Source organism: Pseudomonas sp. SWRI22, assembly GCF_014268395.2.
Lineage (GTDB): Bacteria > Pseudomonadota > Gammaproteobacteria > Pseudomonadales > Pseudomonadaceae > Aquipseudomonas > Aquipseudomonas paracarnis.
Map to the genome: position 1 here is coordinate 83483 of NZ_JABWQK020000001.1, position 17789 is coordinate 101271.

Sequence of the window (17789 nt, forward strand, 5' to 3'; positions counted from 1 at the left end):
AGTCTAGCGCAACAATCAAGCCTTACTTATCCCGAGGTCTTTATGAATAAACGTCATGTCATCGAACTGTCGCCCTCGGGGAAAAGCTTTGAAGCGGGCGATGAACTCTTGCTCGACGCCATGCTCGCCAGTGGCCTGGCCGTGCCGTTCTCCTGCCGCCGTGGCGCCTGCGGTTCGTGCAAGGTGGTGGTCGCCGAAGGTGCGTACCGGGCCAAACGCCTGGCGCCGGGTGCGCCGCAGCCTTCTTATCTTTTGGCAGCCAATGAGATGTTGTTATGCCAGAGCCACGCCTGTGGCGACATGCGCCTGCATATTCCCGGCTGGTCGCTGGATACACCCGCGCTGGTAGTGGCGGCGCAGGTTCACAGCAAGCGTGCGCTGGGCCCCGATGTGATCGAGTTGGTATTGATGCCCGAAACCCCAGTGGCGGTGCGGGCTGGCCAATACCTCAAGTTCCACCTGGCGGACGGTGATACGCGCTGCTTCTCGATTGCCAACCTGCCCGATGAGGACGATGGGCGCTTGGTCTTCCAGATTCGCCGGGTGAGTGGCGGGTATTTTTCCGAGGGTATCCTGGGGGGTCTCGCCGTGGGTGAGCGTCTGCACGTGGAAGGGCCGTTTGGTGCCTGTACCTGGCAGGACGATGAGGCGGCGCCCGTGGTGCTATTCGCTACGGGTACTGGTTACGCGGGCATCAAGCCTATCTTGCTGACCGCGCTCAAGCGCGATGCCGACGTGACGTTGTATTGGGGCGGCGCGCAATCGGCAGACTTTTATGACAGCGCTTTCCTCGACCACCTGATGCTTGAGCATCCCCGTTTTCGCTGGCATCCCGTGCGGTCCTCCGAGGGCAGGGTTCAGGAGGTTGCAATGAGTCATGGGCATCAGTGGGAACAGGCCCAGGTCTATGCGTGCGGCAACGGTGCAATGCTCGGCCAGGTACGCATCCACTGCCTTGAAGCGGGGTTGCCCAGCCACCGGTTTATCGCGGAGGCGTTTGTCGCCAGTGGTCGGTCAAGTGCTGGAGCAGTCTCCCTATCGTTTGACCCGGTGTGGGAGAAAGTCGGCCCGCGTTATTCCTTGGACGGCATGCTGGCGGCGCGGGAAAAATCCATACGTGCCCTGGCGGCGATTGCCAGCCAGTTGAAAGTCGGCATGACCACCGGCGAGGCCCTTGAGATGGCCGCGAGGCAACTGCAGGCCATGGGCGCTTCGCACACTTGGCATCCGACCTACATTCGTTTTGGCGCCGACACTGTGCGCCCACCGCGCGAGGGTATTGATCGTCAGCGCAGGCTGCGCGCTAATGACATTGCCGTGGTCGATCTTGGCCCGGTGTGGGATGGCTACGAAGGCGACTATGGCGATACGTTTGTGTTTGGCGATGGGCCGTTGCACCAGGCCTGTACGACGGCCTTGCATGAAGTCTTCGATGAAACACGCCAGGCGTGGCTGCGTGGTCTGACCGGGCGTGAGCTCTACGACTTCGCCGAGCAGAGCGCTGCGTCAAAGGGCTGGAGGCTGGCGCGCAACCTGGCGGGGCACCGCCTTGCGGATTTTCCCCATGCATTGTTCGAAAGCAAGGAGTTGGCTGACCTGGAGATCCCACCGAGTGAAATGGCCTGGGTATTGGAGATCCAGCTGTGCCATCCCACTGAGCCGGTGGGGGGGTTCTTTGAAGACATGCTGATGTTGCAAGGCTGAAGAGCTGTCATTGTTGCCGAGTCGTGTTTGACGCGATGGCCCTGCAAAGCGAGATCTCACCCACACCGCCGATCCCCTGTGGGAGCTGTCGAGCTTTAGCGAGGCTGCGAAAGCGGTGGCTCAGGCGCTGAAGAGGGTGCCTGTGCCGTTGCCTTCGCCGCCTCGCTTGGGTACCAGATGGGTCAGAGCTTCGGCAACTGCCCGACGCGGCCCATCATTTCAGTGACGATCTGCAGGTCCAGCAGGAACTGGTCGACGGTTTTGAATTCGCTGTCGGTGTGCCCGGTGTACTTCTCTTCCGGGCGGGCCAGGCCGAATTGCACGCCGTTGGGCAGGTCGTGCACCGAGGTTGCGCCGGCCGAGGTGCCGAATTTGTGCGCCATGCCCAGGTTTTCAGTGGCCACTGCCAGCAAGGCTTTTACCCATTCGCCTTCAGGGTTGCGGTACATCGGCGTGTCCAGCGAGTAAGTGAAGCTCACGTTGACCTTGGCGTTCTTGTCCCAGGCGTTCAGCTTCTGCTCGATTTGCGCCTTGAGCGCCTCCGGGGTTTTACCTTTCGGTGCGCGCAGGTTCACGGCCAGTTTGAAGGCTTTGTCATCCTGCCCCACAAACGTCAGCGAGGTGGTCAACGGCCCCATGAAATCATCCGCGTAGCCCACACCCAATTTGCCGCCCAGGTAATCCAGGCCCCAGTTGTCGGCGGCATAGCGCGCGGCATCGGTGATGTGGTTGTGCTGGAGGGCGACCTTGCCGTCGAGGCTGTGGATCAGGTCCAGCATGCGCGCCACCGGGTTGACCCCGGTTTCAGGCTCGGAAGAGTGAGCGGATACGCCGGTAACCGTGAGTTTGACGTCCTTGCCATCGACCTTGGCCGTCACTTGGAAGTCGCCACCGTTGCGCTTGGCATAGTCGGCACCGGCCTGTTGCAGGCTGGCGGCCAGTTCGGCGGGGGTGTCGCTGACCAGGGTGGCCACCGAGGCCGATGGAATCTGGTTGTTCGCCTTGCCGCCGGTCATCGCGATGATTTCTGCGCCTTTGCCTTCGCCCTTGCGCACCGGGAAGGTGGCCATCACGGTACCCGAGCCTTTTTCGGCGATCACCACCGGGTAACCGCCATCCAGCGCCAGGTTGTATTGCGGCACGGGGTTGCGTTCGAAGTAGTAAGGAATGGCATCACCGGCGGTTTCTTCAGTGGTGTCTACCAGCAGTTTGAACGTGCGCGCCAGTGGCAGTTTTTCTTCCTTGATCACTTTCATGGCGTACATCGCCACCACGATGCCGTTCTTGTCATCCTCGGTACCGCGGCCATACATGCGGTCGCCAATCAGCGTGACCTTGAACGGGTCGAGTTTGGTACCGTCTTGCAGCACCCAGTTTTCCGGGGTAACGGGCACCACATCGGCATGGGCGTGCACACCCACGACTTCATCACCGCTGCCTTCCAGGGAAATTTCGTACACGCGGTTGTCGACGTTACGGAAGTTCAGGTTGAAGGACTTGGCCAGGGCCTCGATCTTTGCGGCAATCTTGAGGAATTCCGGGTTTTTGTACTGTGGCAGACCGTCTACGTTGAACGTCGGGACTTCCACCAGTTCACGCAGGGTTTCGAGCGCGGCTTTGCCATATTTAACGCGGGTGTAAATGCCCAGCAGGCGATTGATCTCGTTCTGTTGCTCGGCGCTCAGGGGTTTGTTGCCCACAAACGCGCTGATAGCCGGGCCGGTGTCGGCCGCTTTGCCCAGCTCGCCCTGGGCCAGAGTGCCGAGGAAACCGCGGAAATCGGTAACCGAGGTCTCGTTGAACTGCTTCAGGATTGCCGTGCTCTGGTCCGCGCTGATGTTGGCGAATGCGGGCGTGGCGACGGCCGAAAGGCTGGCGGCGAACAGGGTGGCAACCGCCAATTGCTTAAGTGGAAAGTGCATGGTTGAAGGCATTCCTTTGCAGGTAGTGAGTAGGAGATTTCTGACGGAAGAGACAGAAACATTTCCACACACTACCATTACTCAGGTGCCCAAGGTCAATGCTGGCCAGGGTGGGGCGCGGGATACTCTTGCGTCACGCTCAAGGCTCTAGCGTAAGGCCCATCCCACAGTTGTTCATGCAACTGGCCTACACGCCTGGCCATCGCCTCACTGCGCATCACCACCTCCAGATTGCGCGAATTATCCAGGTAGCCGCCCAACCAATTGCTGGTGCCGACCCACGCCACTTGCCCGTCGATCTCCATGGTTTTGCTGTGTATCACCCGCGCATAAGGGATAAAGCCTTGCTTGGCTTCGGGCAGGGTGACGATCTTGATCTCAATATTGGGCAGCACCACCAGGCTCTTGAGATAGGGCAGTTCCAGCGGGTCGGTATTCCAGTTGGACACCATCAGTTTGATCGACACGCCACGGGCTGCGGCGGCGCGCACGGCGTTGTCGATCACCGCGTAGTACGGTCGGGTTCGATCCGGTCCGTAGGACAGCGGCGCGTAGTCGAGCAATTGCACGCGCACCTCTTTTTGGGCTTCGCCCAGCAGGCGCGGCAGTTCCAGCTGTGAGTCGCCCACGCCGGGCGGGTTGTAGCGTTGCGGGCTGGCCACCAGGTAGTTGCCGGTACGTGCGGGTGCAGGGCCGCTGGCGGGTAGCGGCACCGGTTGTTTACCCTCCAGCGCTGCCTGGGCTTGCCAGTCTTGCTCGAAGATCGCCTGCACCTGGCCCACCACCGTTTCGTCAGTGATCCGCAGCCCGGTTTCGTGGATATGTTCCAAGGCGCGCCAGTCGAAATTCTGACTGCCGACAAACGCCTGCTTGCCATCCACCAGCAGGTACTTGGCGTGGATGATGCCGCCGCTCAGTTGCCCGTAGGGCAGCACGCGCAAGGTCAGGTTGGGAATGGCGCGCAAGCGTTCCAGGGTGGCGGCATCCGACAGCTTGATGCCTTTTTCTTCGAGCAGGAAACGAATCTTCACGCCGCGTTTGCCGGCGGCTTCCAGGTGTTCAAGCACGCTGTTCATCACCGAGCCAGGGTGGTCCGCGGCGTAGAACTGGCCGATATCAATGTGGCTTTTGGCGCCGTCGAACAGCTCGATCCATACCGGGCCGGGCTGGCGCAAATCGTCGGTGCCCAGGGCGGTGTCCACAGGCACGGTATGCACCAATTCAAAACCTGGAATGGAAAAGTCCGCCTGGGCCAGCGGACTGAGGAGCAAGCCGGTCAGGCCGGCAATACGCAACTTTATCGAAAGGGACATAAGCGTCTCATCGCACCAAAGGTAAAGGCGAGCGCCCAAGGCGCCCGCCCTGCAGGTCAGGCTGTGCGGCTGTGCAGCGGGGTGGGCACGCGATGAGTCACTTCATCCTGTGCGCGGGCGCCGGTGGCGGTGCGGATCAACAGGATCTTCAACTGGTCGTTGATGCGCTCCAGGCTGTCCTGGAAGAAGTTGTGGAACACCACGCAAAAAAGCGCGATGGCGATACCTAATCCCGTGGCAAACAAGGCCGTCCCGATACCACCGGAAATCTGCCCTGGGTCCGATACGCCCGCGGTGGCCAGCGCCTTGAAGGTGTCGATGATGCCGAGAATGGTGCCCAGCAGGCCCAGCAGTGGGGCGGCGGTGGTGATGGTCTCGATGATCCACAGGCTGCGGGCCAGTGGGGCGCGGGTCTTCAGGTATTGGGTATCGATTTCGTCGTCCAGGTCCTTGCGCGAACCGTGGGTCGCCTTCTGGGCCAGCACCGGCAAGATCATGTTCAGCGGCAGGCTGTCGCGACGGGTCAGGTTGTCCGGCAGGTCACGCTCGCCGTGCACATTGGCGCCCAGGGCGTCGATCAATGCGCGTGCTTGGCGGCGTACGTAGGCGAAGTAGATGCCGCGTTCGATGGCGATGAAGATCGCAATGGCCATCGCCGCGTACATCACATAGAAAGTGACGTCGTGGAGCAGGTTCATATCCATGATGGTGTTCCTCTTGGGGTGAGTCTTAGAAATTCGCTTCCAGCGAAACCGTGACGGTACGGTCCAGGCCGACGATGTACGCAGGGTCGCCATCGCGGAAACCGCTGTAGCTGGCCGCGTTGGTCTTGGTGGTGTACACGCCGTCCAGGTATTTCTTGTCGAACAGGTTGTCGACGTTCAGGCGCAGGGTCGCGTCCTTGACCACTTTCTTGTCCACCGGCAGGTAAATACCGGCGCCGAGGTTGAACACGGTGCGACCGGAAATCGCCTCGTCGTTGGTCAGGTCGCCGTAGAGCTTGCTGGTGTACTTGCCACCGAAGGTGCCGTAGAAGCGCCCGTCGTCATACCCGATGTTGGCCGCCAGCATGTTCTTGGGCACGTTGGCGAACTGCTTGCCACTGGTGGGCAGCACGATGGGTTTGCCGGCGTTGTAGACGGTCAGGTCATCCTGCTGCTCGGCCTTGGTGTAGGTGTAGGAGGTGTAGTAATTGAAGTGGTGGGGCAACTGGCCGCTCCACTCCAGCTCCAGGCCTTTGTTGACCACGGAGCCGGCGTTGATGTCGGCAAAGTCACCGTTGATGTCCCGGGACGAAACCTGGCGGTTCTTGAAGTCCATGTAGAACAGGGTGGCGGCCAGGTTCATATCGTCGCCGCTGTAGCGCCAGCCCAGTTCGTGGTTCCAGCTGGTTTCCGGTTCGGCGTCGATCGAGCCGGCGCCTTTGTCGTAGAGCACGTAGTTCTGCGGTACCCGCATGTTGCGCGACAGGCTGTAGAACAACTGGTCACGCTCGTCCAGCTGGTATTTCAGGCCGGCGTTGGGCAGCAGTTTGTTGTAGGTCTGGTTACGTTTTTCCGGGCGTTCGTTGAGGCTGCCGTGGTTGGTGCCTTCACGCTCGACGTTCATGTAGGCCAGGCCTGCGATGAGGGTCCAGTCCGGGTTGATGTACCAGGTGTCCTGGGCCCAGACCTTTTGCGCTGGCGTCACGGTGAAACGGTCGCGACCCTGCACGGTGTTGCCGTTGGCATCGACGATGGCGCTGTTGGAATCTGGCCAGGTATCCACTGGCTTGCCGTTGCTCTTGAGCGGAATGAACGGCTGGGTCTGGCTCTGGCGTGCGCGCTCGTACCAGTAACCGAATTGCAGGCTGTGGTCGCCAAGGTCCCAGGTCAGCTTGGTGGTGATACCCGGACGCCAGGTTTGCGTGCGTGAAGGGCGGTAGTACACGCCGCTGTTGGGTGTGCCGTCGGCGTTGTATTGGGCGGCCGTGGGCAGGTTGCCGAGGTCGAACACACCGCCCTGGTTGGAGCCACGGTTGAGGGCATAGCTGGATGAACCGACGCCGCTGCCATTGCCCCAGTAGTAATACGGGATCACCGACAGTGCGAGGTTATCGGCCAGTTTGAACTGGGTGTTGAGCACGGCGGTGAACGTCTGGAACGGGTTCTGCGCCAGGGCGTAATAGCTGTTGTACTTGCCGTTGCTGCCCACGCTGGGTGTTGCCGGATAAGGGTCGTACTTGCGGCCATATTGCTGGAACTGCGCCTTGGTCAACTGGCTGTAACTGTTGTTGTCCTGCTCGTGGTACTTGAGGATCAGGTTGGCGGTGTTGCCATTGCCAGCGTCGAAAAAGCTGTTCCACTCCACCTTGTCCGCGCGTACTGCGCCCGAACCGCGCCACATCTCACCTTCGGTATGGGACACCGACAGCCAGTTGCTCAGGCCGTTGATTTCGCCGGTATTGAGGCGGGCAAAAGTCTTGCGCGTGGCATTGCTGCCGACGACCTGTTTGACGAAGGCGCCGGTTTCCTTGGTCGGGCGAATGGTCACGATGCCAATGTTGCCGCCGCTGGAACCAATGTGCGGGCCGTCGGATTCCGAAGCGCCCTGGGTGACGAAGATCTGGTCGATGTTTTCCGGGTCGCCCAGCAGGTTGGAGTACAGCGCGTAGTTGCCGGAGTCGTTGATCGGCATGCCGTCCACCGACATGCCCACCTGGTCGGAGTTCATGCCGCGCATGGTGAAGCGAAAGCCCGACAGGCCGGTGTTGTCTTCACTGGAGATGTTCAAGCCCGGGGTGTACTTGAGCTTGTCGATGGCATTGCCGGTGGCCGCCTGTTTATCCAGTGCTTCCTTGGTCACCGTGGAGCGGCCCTTGATGCTTTCCTCCGGCACCATGTAACCGCCCCCGGCGGTCGCCTTGCCTTGTACCCCAATGGTGCCGACATCACTGTCGCTGGTCTCTGCCATGACCAGTCCCTGGCTCATGCTGGTCGCGGCCACAAGTGCCAGATGAATACGGGTGAACTTCATCACTGTCGTCCTGGTGTCGGGTGCTTATTGCACGCTGTAGTTGAAGGTGGCGGTGAAGCGCTGCTCATTGCGCCCCCCGAAGGCTTGCTCGGGGAACGGTTTGACTTGCTTGATGCGACGCAAGCTGTTGGTGGCTGCCCGGTTGAGCAACATGCTCGAGGCCTGGGTTTGTAAACCTGAGTCGAGGACGCGGCCCTGACGGTCTACCAACAGCCACACCACCACCTCGCCGCTCGGGCGTTCGAGGGACGCCTGGCGCCCGGTGGGGTACTGCTTGTAGGTGTCCAGTTCGTTGCGCAAGCCTTTGAGGTAACCGCTTTCCAGGGCCTGGCCATCGACCTTCGGTGGCGCCGGTGGGGCTGGCGTCGGTGCCGCTTGGGTGACGGCGGCCGGGGCTGGCTTGGCGGCCACCGGTGGCGGCGTCGGCACGGGCTTGGCGACCACGGGCGCAGGCTTGGGCACAGGTTTTGGCTTTGGCTTGGGTTCGGGTTTTGGCAGCGGCTTGGGCGGTGGCGGCGGGGGCGCCGGCTCGGCCTCTTCCTCTTCGATCACCGGCGGTGGCGGTTCTTGCTCCACCACCGGTTCCGGTATGACTTCCGGTTCCGGCTCAACCAAGGCCAATTCGACCGCCGACTCGTCATACACCGGCTCGACCTTCAACGTCTGGGACTGGATACCCAGTGCAATCAGCACCAGGGCGATCAGGGCCGGGACACTGCCCAGCAGCTGACGCGCACGAAACAGAACGTACATGATCAGGACTTACGCGTGGCGATGGACACGGAGGTGAAGCCACCCAGGCGCAGGGTGTCCATCACTTCCACCAGGCGCGAAACCTCCACGCCTTTGTCGCTGTTGACGATGATCGTCGACTTGGTATCGGGCTTTTCGGCAGCCTTCAGCGCCGGCACCAGGGCCTCCACCGTCAGGTCCTTGCCGTCCAGTTGCAACTGGCCTTCCAGGCCCAGGGTGAGGATGAATTTGTTTTGCGGCTTGAGCTGCTGCGAACTGCTGGCGCTGGGCAATTGGGTCTTCATGCCGAGCGCGGGAATCACGTTCAGGCTCACCAGTACGAAAAACACCAGCAGGAACATCATCACGTCGATCATCGGGATCAGCTCGATGTGCGCCTTGCGTTTCTTGGGTTCGTCCCAGGTTCTCATTCCGTTACCCCGTCATTGAATTAGGGGCAAAACGCTAACAGCCAAAAATGACCGATTGGTTAACTTTAATTGACCGTTTAGAGGCTCTAGGACGCGTCTTTCAGAAAACTTACCGGTCAGTTTTCGGGCGTAATGAAACTGACACTCGGGGCATCCATGCTTGAGAAATTTATCTTGAGAGCCGGCCTCCATGCCTACTGCATTGCCTCAATTGACGACCCCGCGACTGCTGTTGCGCGCCCTGCAAATGCATCAGGCGCAGGTGCTTTTCACGCTTGCCAACGGGCCGAAAATTGCCGACAACACGGCGAACATTCCAGCGCCCTACACCCTGGAAACCGCCCAGGATTTTATTGTCGGGGCCGCCGACAAGTACCGCACTGGTGAACTGCTGAACCTGGGGATGCATGTGCGCAGCACTGACGAATTGGTCGGCATGGTCAGCCTGCGTATCAATGCTCGGCATCACTATGGGCACTTGGGTGGCTGGGTGGCGGCGCACTGCCGTAACCAGGGGTATGCGGCGGAAGCGGCGAGTGCGGTGATGGACTTCGGGTTCGAGGCGCTAGGGTTGCAGCGCGTGGGCAGCCAGTGTTTCGCGCGCAACAAGGAATCGGCGCGGGTCATGGAAAAGATCGGCCTGCGTTATGAAGGCTGCATGCGCCAGGCGTTTTTAAAGAACGGCGTGTATGAGGACTTGCTCGGGTTTGCCACCGTGCGCGACGACTTAGAGCGCTGCCTGTGAGCGGCGAAGTGGACCATGGCCGGCGCCGGGTCCTCGGCGGGCTGGCGGTCGCGAGCGCGTTTTCGATTCTCAGCCCGTTTGCGCGCAGTGCCGGGGTGGATTATCCGTTCACCCTCGGCGTGGCTTCCGGTGACCCGTTGCCAGATGGCTTTGTGATCTGGACGCGCCTGGCGCCGTTGTTCAACGCCGCGGATGGCCGTGGCGGCCTGAGTCGCTCGGTGCCGCTGCGTTGGCGGGTGGCCAGCGATGCGGCGATGACGCGCATTGTGAAGCAGGGCGAAGTACTGGCGACGCCGCGTTTCGCTCACGCAGTGCATGTCGAAGTGGCGGGGCTGGCGGCGGATCGGCCGTATTGGTACCAGTTTGAAGGGCTCGGTGCGCAGAGCCCGGTGGGCCAGTCGCGCACGATGCCGCCGCTGCAGGCCATGGCCTCGGCCCGGCTGGGGTTTGTGTCCTGCTCGCACTGGGAACGTGGCTATTTCAGCGCCTACCGACACCTTGCCGCCGAGCAGCCGGACCTGGTGTTTTTCCTCGGTGATTACATCTACGACAGTTCCTATGCTGCGGAGTCGGGCAAGGTGTTTCGTTCGCACGGCAGCGGCAATGCGCAAAGCCTGAGTGATTACCGCAACCGCTACGCACTGTACAAGACTGATCCAGACCTGCAGGCCCTGCACGCCGCGGCTCCCAGCGTCGTAACCTGGGACGACCACGAAGTACAGAATGACTACGCCAACCGCTGGTCCCAGGACCCGAAGGTGGCGGTGGCGCAGTTTCTCAAGCAACGGGCCGCGGCGTACCAGGCGTTTTATGAACACATGCCCCTGCGTGCCAGCAGCGTGCCGAAGGGGCCGGACATGCGCATCTACCGGCGCCTGGACTATGGGCGGCTCGCGCGTTTTCATGTGCTCGACGGTCGCCAGTACCGTTCCGAGCAACCCTGCATCGCGGCCAATGGCAGCCACCAAGGGCATATTGTCACCACCCCTTGCAGCGACCTGCGTGACCCTGGCCGCACGTTGCTCGGCTGGCAGCAAGAGTCTTGGCTGGACCAGGGGTTTGCCCAGTCCAGTGCGCAGTGGAATGTCATCGCCCAGGATTTGCTGGTGGCGCCGCTGATGCAGCGTGACTTGACCAACCATAAGCTTGGCCGCTGGACCGATGGTTGGGATGGCTACATGGCGAACCGCTCACGGATGCTGGCGTCGATCGTGCGCAATCGCGTGAAGAACCCGGTGTTCTGGGGAGGGGATATACATTCGTTCTGGGCCACCGACCTGCATCTCGACGCCGACAGGCCAGACTCGGCGGTGGTCGCCACCGAGTTCGTCGGCTCGTCGGTCACCTCAGATGGCCCTCCCTACGACGCGTTCATGAAGATCATGCCGCTCAACCCCCATGTGAAGTTTTTCGACAGTCGCCAGCGTGGGTATGTGTCGGTGGAGTTGGCGGCCAACACCATGTTGACGAATTTTCGTGCGATCAGCGACCCGCGTGACCCGGCGGCGACGGTGTCGACGTTGAAGTCGTTCATCAATGAATCGGACCAGCCGAGCGTGGCCCTGTAGGAGCGAGCTTGCTCGCGAAAAACCAAAGGGCGCCGATGAGAATCAGGTATCCCGCGTTATCGTTAACGGTCTTCGCGAGCAAGCTCGCTCCTACAGTGTCAGGGTATCAGCGAGGCTGTAGCGCACCGAGAGCGCGCCTTTTTTCTCCGACAACGCCAGGATCGTTACCTGGCCCAGTTCGCTCAACGCTTGAACATGCGTACCGCCACAGGCGTACGCCGGTAATTCGCCGAAGCCGACTTCGCGGGTGCCGTCTTCCAGCGTCATATGGCGGGAATAGTCGGCGGCGATCCATGTGTTGACCCACTGCTGGAGCGCCTGCGCATCCATGTCTTGCGCGGTCTCGCCACGGATAAAAGTGATCTTGCCTTCGCCGGGCCAATGGTGGGCCTTGATCGGCATCCAGCCCAGGCGTTCGCCGGCATTGCCAATCAAGTGCCCCGCCGAATGCAGACGCGTATGCAAGGCGCGCCGCTGTGCGTCGACTCGTGCAACGACGAGACCGGGCTCCAGAGGTCGGTCGACGTAGTGCACCACCTGTTCGGCTTCCTGCATGACTCGCAGCACCTGGCTGTCGCCGAGCCAGCCGGTGTCGGACGGCTGGCCTCCGCCTTGGGGATGGAAAATGGTCGACTGCACAATCACGGCGAATTGCTCTTCGTACGGGGTGCAACTGAGCACTTCCAGCTCGGCCGTCAGGTGGTCGTGGGTAAAAAACAGGCGCTCGGTCATCATCTACATCCGCATCAGGGTTCTGTGGGCAGTATAAATAGTGCGCAGATGAGTGATAATCCGCTCAATTATCAATGGATCTGTGCGTCATGAGCATCAATCTTCCTTTGCCGCTATTGGGTGAAATGGCGATTTTCGTCAAGGTCGTGGAAACCGGCAGCTTCTCCGAAGCGGCGCGGCAACTCAGCGTTTCACCTTCGGCGGTGAGCCGCAGCATCTCGCGCCTGGAACAAGCCCTGGCCACGCGCCTGCTGCAACGCACCACGCGCAAGCTGCGCCTGAGCGAGGGCGGCGAGGAGGTGTTCAAGCGTTGCCAGGAGATGGTCAATGCGGCGCGCTCGGTGATGGAAATCAGTGGGCAATTTACCCCTGAAGCCGAGGGGCTGGTGCGGGTCAGTGTGCCCAAGGCGGTGGGGCGATTTGTGGTGCACCCGCATATGCCGGAATTTTTGCGGCGCTATCCCAAGGTGGATGTGCAATTGATCCTGGAAGACAGGCATGTGGATTTGATCGACGACAACGTCGACTTGAGCATCCGCATCACCGACAGCCCACCGCCAGGTTTGGTCGGGCGCCAACTGTTGCCCATCGAACATTTGCTGTGCGCGACGCCGCAGTACCTGGCCGAGCACGGTACACCGAGCCATCCCCATGATCTGCTCGGGCACAGTTGCATCTATCTGGGTGAGACACCGGGAGATTCACGCTGGAAGTTTCGCCAGGCTGGCAAGGCGGTAACGGTCGGCGTACGCGGCCGGTATGCGGCGAACCACACCGGGGTGCGACTCGAGGCTGCGTTGCAGCATGTCGGGATTGCCAGCTTGCCGTATTTCACCGCGCGGCACGCATTGGAAGCAGGAGATTTGGTGCAGGTGTTGCCGGGGTGGGATTTTATTGCGTCGTACCATGGCGAGGCGTGGTTGCTGCATTCGCCCACACGTTACCTGCCGCCGAAGTTGCGGGTGTTTATCGATTATCTGGTGGAGTGCATGGCCAGGGAGCCCACGCTGCGCCGACGGTAGGAGCGCGGTTGCTCGTTCCCACGCTCTGCGTGGGAATGCCACCTGGACGCTCCGCGTCCTGCCTTTATGCCTGTGCACGGGTGACGCAGAGCGTCACAGGATAGGTTCCCACGCAGAGCGTAGGAACGAGCATAGTTGTCAGTGCTTGCTCTGGTCCTGAGGCATGGCCAGCAGCTGTTTTTCCTGGTTCCAGTCGAACGGTTCGTCGTTCTGTTCGGCTTCATAGCGACGTTCTTCCAGGGCCTGGTACAGGTCCAGTTCTTCGTCGGGCATGAAGTGCAGGCAGTCGCCGCCAAAGAACCACAGCAGGTCACGGGGCACCAGGTGGGCGATTTGCGGGTAGCGCAGGATGACCTGGCTCATCAGGTCCTGGCCCAGGTACTGGCTTTCGATCGGGTCGATTGGCAACAGGGCGCGCAGTTCGTCGAAACGCTCCAGGAACAGCGAGTGGCTTTCCTCGGGTACCTGTTCGGCTTCGCCGACGGCAACCAGGATGCTGCGCAAGTGGTCGAGCAAGACAAGATGATCGGCAACGACGTTGGACACGAGATAAGGCCTCTAAAGCAAAAACGGGCGCGAGAGTATAAGCCTCTCGCGCCCGTTTTTATATGACCGCTCGACTCAGCGGACTTTACCTTCTGCCTGCATCAGCTCTTCCTTGCTGAAATCATCCACGTCGATCACCTTGCGTCGCGCAGCCTCGGCATCGCGCAAGGTTTGTGCCTCGGCCGGTTGCAGCACGCCGGCCTGCAGGGCCGCGTCGATGGCATGCTCGCCGGCAGCCGGCTTGACCTGGCCGCTTTTGAGCGCGCTGTGGAGTTTTTTCTGCAAGGGGTGGCTGGCACCGAGCAGGTCGTAGGCATGTTGCAGGGCGCCCACGGGATCTTCTGCTGATTGCGGGCGATAACAGCCGGCCAGCAATTCTTCCAGGGTCGGGTCGCCTTTGGCGCGGCCGATCACGGCTGCCACTTTGGCATCCAGCGCGTCGGACGGCCCGGTATGACGACGCCCGAATGGGAACACGATCACCCGCAACAGGCAGCCCAGCACCTTGTTCGGGAAGTTGCTCAGCAGCTCATCCAACGCGCGTTCCGATTCGCCCAGGCTTTCTTCCATGGCCCAGGCAAACAGCGGCTCCAGATGGTCCGGCGAGTCCAGGTCGTGATAACGCTTGAGCGCCGCCGACGCCAGGTACATGTGGCTGAGCACATCACCCAGGCGAGCGGACAAGCGTTCGCGGCGCTTGAGCTCGCCACCCAGCAACATCATGCTCAGGTCGGCCAGCAGGGCAAACGCAGCCGCCTGGCGGTTCAGGGCACGGAAGTAGCCCTGGCTCAAACGGTTGCCCGGGGCTTTTTCGAAGTGCCCGAAGCCCAGGTTCAGCACCAGGGTGCTGGCGGCGTTGCTGACGGCGAAGCCGATGTGTTGCATCAGCAGGCCGTCGAATTCCTTCAACGCCTGGTCATGGTCTTCGCGGCCGGCCAGGGCCATTTCCTTGAGCACGAAGGGGTGGCAGCGAATCGCGCCCTGGCCGAAGATCATCAGGTTACGCGAAAGGATATTCGCGCCTTCCACGGTGATGAAGATCGGTGCGCCCTGCCAGTTGCGGCCCAGGTAGTTGTTGGGGCCCATGATGATGCCCTTGCCGCCGTGCACGTCCATGGCGTGGCTGATGCACTCACGGCCGCGTTCGGTCAGGTGATACTTGAGGATCGCCGACAACACCGACGGCTTCTCGCCCAGGTCCACGGCGTTGGCGGTGAGCATGCGCGCGCTGTCCATCAGCCAGGCGTTGCCACCGATGCGTGCCAGGGCTTCCTGGATGCCTTCGAAGGCCGACAGCGGTACGTTGAACTGTTCGCGCACCTGGGCGTATTGCCCGGTCACCAGGCTGGTGAACTTGGCGGCGCCGGTGCCGACGGCGGGCAGCGAGATCGAACGGCCGACCGACAGGCAGTTCATCAGCATCATCCAGCCCTTGCCGAGCATTTCCTGGCCACCGATCAGGTATTCCAGGGGGATGAACACATCCTTGCCGGAGTTGGGGCCGTTCATGAAGGCGGCGCCAAGCGGCAGGTGACGACGGCCGATTTCCACGCCAGGGGTGTCGGTAGGAATCAACGCGAGGCTGATGCCCAGGTCCTCTTCCTCACCCAGCAGGTGGTCTGGGTCATGAGCCTTGAAGGCCAGACCGAGCAGGGTCGCGACCGGGCCGAGGGTGATGTAGCGCTTTTCCCAGTTCAGGCGCAGGCCGAGGGTTTCCTTGCCCTGCCATTCGCCTTTGCAGATCACGCCGGTGTCGGGCATGGCGCCCGCATCGGAGCCGGCCAGCGGGCCGGTGAGGGCGAAGCACGGGATGTCGTCGCCACGGGCCAGGCGCGGCAGGTAATGATTGCGCTGTTCCTCGGTGCCGTAGTGCAGCAGCAGTTCGGCGGGGCCGAGGGAGTTGGGGACCATCACGGTGGAGGCCAGGTCACCGCTGCGGGTCGCGAGTTTCATGGCGACCTGGGAGTGGGCATAGGCGGAGAAGCCCTTGCCACCGTACTCCTTGGGAATGATCAGGGCGAAGAAGCCATGGGTCTTGATGTGTTCCCAGGCTTGCGGCGGCAGGTCCATGGCCTGGCCGATTTCCCAGTCGCTGACCATGGCGCAGAGTTCTTCGGTGGGGCCGTCGATGAACGCCTGCTCTTCCTCGGTCAATTGCGCCTTGGGGTAGGCCAGCAATTTGTCCCAGTCCGGGCGGCCACTGAACAGCTCGCCATCCCACCACACGGTACCGGCATCAATCGCATCGCGCTCGGTCTCGGACATCGGCGGCAGCACTTTCTGGAACCAGCTGAACAGCGGCTTGGTGAAGTATTGGCGGCGCAGGTCAGGCAGCAGCAAAGGCGCGGCCACCACGGCCAGGAGTACCCAGAAGATCAGCAGCAGCCAACCCGGTGCGTGGCTCCAGGCGCCCATCGCCAGCAGGTAGACGGCGACCACACCCAGGGCGGGCAGGGGGGCAGTACGGCGGTGTGCCAGGTAGGCAATGCCGACCACCAGCACCAGTATCCACAACAACAGCATATTCAATCCTCCGTGAACCAGGGGCGAAACCACCAGGGAGCTTAGTCGGCATCCGAACAAGCCGGGTGATCAGGGTGTAACAAGGTGTACTGGGCAACCCATCAGCCGGCGCCGGCATTTGGCCGAATCGTCGTTATCTCTCTGGCAGGCCTGGTGGTTAAACTCCAGGCTCCCCTCGGAGATCAAGCTCATGAATACGTACTTGAGTCCCAGCCGCTTCATCGATAGTGACCACCCTGTGGTGGTGGAGTTCGCCGAGAAACATCGCGGAACCCGCCCGGATTTAAGTGACCAGGCAGTCAGTCTTTACTACGCGGTGCGTGAGGCCATTCGCTACAACCCCTATACCTTCAGCCGTGACCCCAACACCTTGAGCGCCAGCTTCGCCCTGGCGGCCGGCGAAAGCTACTGTGTGCCCAAAGCTACGTTGCTCGCCGCTTGCGCGCGCCACTGCGGCATTCCCGCACGCATTGGCCTGGCGGACGTGCGCAACCACCTGTCCACACCGCGACTGCTCGCTCTGCTCAAAAGTGACGTGTTCGCCATGCACGGTTATACCGAGCTTTACCTGAACGGCCGCTGGGTCAAGGCCACTCCGGCGTTCAACCAGCAACTGTGCGAAGTGTTCGACGTGCCGCCGTTGGAATTCGATGGGCTGCACGACAGCGTGTTCCACGCGTTCAATCGCCAGGGCCAGCGTTCTATGGAGTACGTGGTGGACCACGGGCAATTTGCTGACGTGCCCGAAGCATTTTTCTTCGGGCATATCCGCCAGTGCTACCCGCACCTGTTTGGCGACGATGCGCCCACCTTGCTCGGCGATATGCAGGGCGATTTAAGCCGCGGCTGAACCGGCGTATGCTGCTGCGTTCATCAAGCCATGTTCATCAACGATAAGGCGCGGTCATGCTGAAGATCTGGGGTCGTAAAAATTCATCAAACGTCAGGAAAGCACTGTGGTGCGCCGAGGAACTCGGCCTGGACTATGAAGCAATTGATGCGGGCGGGGCTTTTGGTGTGGTCGATACCCCGCAATACCGGGCCATGAACCCCAATGGCCGGGTGCCGGTGATCGAAGATGGCGACTTTGTGCTGTGGGAATCCAACACCATCGTGCGTTACCTGTGCGCCAAGCAGGCATCGGACTTTTACCCCAGCGACCTGCAAGCCCGGGCCAACGCCGAAAAGTGGATGGACTGGACCACTTCCACGCTCGCCGATCCGTTCAAAGCGGTGTTCTGGGGCATCGTGCGCACCCCGGCTGACCAGCAAAACTGGGACAGCATCAATGCCGGGCGCCAAGCCTGTATCGACGCGCTCAAAACCGTCGAACAAGCCCTCGCCGAGCAACCCTACCTGTCCGGCCAGGCGTTCGGCATGGGCGATATTCCCTTGGGCTGCTTCATCTACGCCTGGTTCGAGATGCCCATCGAACGCCCTGCCATGCCCCATCTGGAGGCCTGGTACCAGCGCCTGCAGCAGCGCCCGGCCTACCGCAAGGCGGTGATGACCGCGTTGACTTAATACACACTATTA

At 61.4% G+C, this 17789-nt stretch carries 15 protein-coding genes; 6 read left to right on the forward strand and 9 right to left on the reverse strand.

The features are described from left to right. Positions 1–42 precede the first annotated feature (42 nt). Positions 43–1704, forward strand: a complete 1662-nt coding sequence (locus tag HU730_RS00375; protein WP_186527873.1) for a M24 family metallopeptidase — start codon at positions 43–45, stop codon at positions 1702–1704. Between the two features lie 182 nt (positions 1705–1886). On the opposite strand, the gene HU730_RS00380 is transcribed toward HU730_RS00375, so the two are convergent. The 6 genes from HU730_RS00380 to HU730_RS00405 form a co-directional block, all read right to left on the reverse strand. Continuing rightward, positions 1887–3626: a dipeptidase gene (locus HU730_RS00380; RefSeq protein WP_127881408.1), complete on the reverse strand. Its 1740-nt coding sequence runs from the start codon at positions 3624–3626 to the stop codon at positions 1887–1889. Between the two features lie 95 nt (positions 3627–3721). Next, a complete protein-coding gene (locus HU730_RS00385; RefSeq protein WP_054897854.1) occupies positions 3722–4939 on the reverse strand; it encodes a phospholipase D-like domain-containing protein in 1218 nt (405 codons plus the stop codon). A gap of 56 nt (positions 4940–4995) precedes the next feature. After that, a complete protein-coding gene (locus tag HU730_RS00390; RefSeq protein WP_186527874.1) occupies positions 4996–5643 on the reverse strand; it encodes a MotA/TolQ/ExbB proton channel family protein in 648 nt (215 codons plus the stop codon). 25 nt (positions 5644–5668) lie between these two features. Next, complete coding sequence (locus tag HU730_RS00395; RefSeq protein ID WP_034127226.1) at positions 5669–7954, reverse strand: TonB-dependent receptor; 2286 nt, start codon at positions 7952–7954, stop codon at positions 5669–5671. A 24-nt stretch (positions 7955–7978) separates the two neighbouring features. Continuing rightward, positions 7979–8707, reverse strand: coding sequence for an energy transducer TonB (locus HU730_RS00400; protein WP_054921700.1), 729 nt, complete (start codon positions 8705–8707; stop codon positions 7979–7981). 2 nt (positions 8708–8709) lie between these two features. Next, entirely contained in the window at positions 8710–9117 is a 408-nt protein-coding gene (locus HU730_RS00405) for a biopolymer transporter ExbD (RefSeq protein WP_014717774.1), read from the reverse strand. 190 nt (positions 9118–9307) lie between these two features. Between HU730_RS00405 and HU730_RS00410 the strand changes: the two genes are divergently transcribed. Both HU730_RS00410 and HU730_RS00415 read left to right on the forward strand, forming a co-directional pair. Next, positions 9308–9862, forward strand: a complete 555-nt coding sequence (locus HU730_RS00410; RefSeq protein ID WP_186527875.1) for a GNAT family protein — start codon at positions 9308–9310, stop codon at positions 9860–9862. Continuing rightward, entirely contained in the window at positions 9859–11430 is a 1572-nt protein-coding gene (locus HU730_RS00415; protein ID WP_186527876.1) for an alkaline phosphatase D family protein, read from the forward strand. The genes HU730_RS00410 and HU730_RS00415 overlap by 4 nt, the downstream gene beginning before the upstream one ends. Positions 11431–11520: 90 nt before the next feature. On the opposite strand, the gene HU730_RS00420 is transcribed toward HU730_RS00415, so the two are convergent. Then, positions 11521–12162, reverse strand: a complete 642-nt coding sequence (locus HU730_RS00420) for a serine-tRNA(Ala) deacylase AlaX (protein WP_034127270.1) — start codon at positions 12160–12162, stop codon at positions 11521–11523. A gap of 89 nt (positions 12163–12251) precedes the next feature. Between HU730_RS00420 and HU730_RS00425 the strand changes: the two genes are divergently transcribed. Next, positions 12252–13184 carry a LysR family transcriptional regulator gene (locus tag HU730_RS00425; protein WP_186527877.1) on the forward strand — a complete coding sequence of 311 codons (933 nt, stop codon included), beginning with the start codon at positions 12252–12254 and terminating at the stop codon, positions 13182–13184. Positions 13185–13322: 138 nt separating this feature from the next. On the opposite strand, the gene HU730_RS00430 is transcribed toward HU730_RS00425, so the two are convergent. Both HU730_RS00430 and HU730_RS00435 read right to left on the reverse strand, forming a co-directional pair. After that, positions 13323–13730, reverse strand: a complete 408-nt coding sequence (locus tag HU730_RS00430; RefSeq protein WP_003190109.1) for a PA2817 family protein — start codon at positions 13728–13730, stop codon at positions 13323–13325. Between the two features lie 75 nt (positions 13731–13805). After that, positions 13806–16253 (reverse strand): acyl-CoA dehydrogenase, encoded by a 2448-nt coding sequence (locus tag HU730_RS00435; RefSeq protein WP_186527878.1) that lies wholly within the window; start codon positions 16251–16253, stop codon positions 13806–13808. Positions 16254–16443: 190 nt separating this feature from the next. On the opposite strand from HU730_RS00435, the gene HU730_RS00440 reads away from it, so the two are divergent. Both HU730_RS00440 and HU730_RS00445 read left to right on the forward strand, forming a co-directional pair. Beyond that, positions 16444–17103 (forward strand): transglutaminase family protein, encoded by a 660-nt coding sequence (locus tag HU730_RS00440; protein ID WP_054897863.1) that lies wholly within the window; start codon positions 16444–16446, stop codon positions 17101–17103. Positions 17104–17159: 56 nt separating this feature from the next. Next, on the forward strand, positions 17160–17777 hold the full coding sequence (locus HU730_RS00445; RefSeq protein ID WP_032892575.1) for a glutathione S-transferase: 618 nt from the start codon (positions 17160–17162) through the stop codon (positions 17775–17777). Positions 17778–17789: the final 12 nt, after the last annotated feature.

Coding starts and splice junctions, on each gene's coding strand:
- HU730_RS00380 (WP_127881408.1), bottom strand. CDS start 3,626: ATGCACTTTCCACTTAAGCAATTGGCGGTTGCCACCCTGTTCGCCGCC.
- HU730_RS00435 (WP_186527878.1), bottom strand. CDS start 16,253: ATGCTGTTGTTGTGGATACTGGTGCTGGTGGTCGGCATTGCCTACCTG.
- HU730_RS00385 (WP_054897854.1), bottom strand. CDS start 4,939: ATGTCCCTTTCGATAAAGTTGCGTATTGCCGGCCTGACCGGCTTGCTC.
- HU730_RS00405 (WP_014717774.1), bottom strand. CDS start 9,117: ATGAGAACCTGGGACGAACCCAAGAAACGCAAGGCGCACATCGAGCTG.
- HU730_RS00445 (WP_032892575.1), top strand. CDS start 17,160: ATGCTGAAGATCTGGGGTCGTAAAAATTCATCAAACGTCAGGAAAGCA.
- HU730_RS00400 (WP_054921700.1), bottom strand. CDS start 8,707: ATGTACGTTCTGTTTCGTGCGCGTCAGCTGCTGGGCAGTGTCCCGGCC.
- HU730_RS00390 (WP_186527874.1), bottom strand. CDS start 5,643: ATGGATATGAACCTGCTCCACGACGTCACTTTCTATGTGATGTACGCG.
- HU730_RS00440 (WP_054897863.1), top strand. CDS start 16,444: ATGAATACGTACTTGAGTCCCAGCCGCTTCATCGATAGTGACCACCCT.
- HU730_RS00410 (WP_186527875.1), top strand. CDS start 9,308: ATGCCTACTGCATTGCCTCAATTGACGACCCCGCGACTGCTGTTGCGC.
- HU730_RS00420 (WP_034127270.1), bottom strand. CDS start 12,162: ATGACCGAGCGCCTGTTTTTTACCCACGACCACCTGACGGCCGAGCTG.
- HU730_RS00395 (WP_034127226.1), bottom strand. CDS start 7,954: ATGAAGTTCACCCGTATTCATCTGGCACTTGTGGCCGCGACCAGCATG.
- HU730_RS00375 (WP_186527873.1), top strand. CDS start 43: ATGAATAAACGTCATGTCATCGAACTGTCGCCCTCGGGGAAAAGCTTT.
- HU730_RS00425 (WP_186527877.1), top strand. CDS start 12,252: ATGAGCATCAATCTTCCTTTGCCGCTATTGGGTGAAATGGCGATTTTC.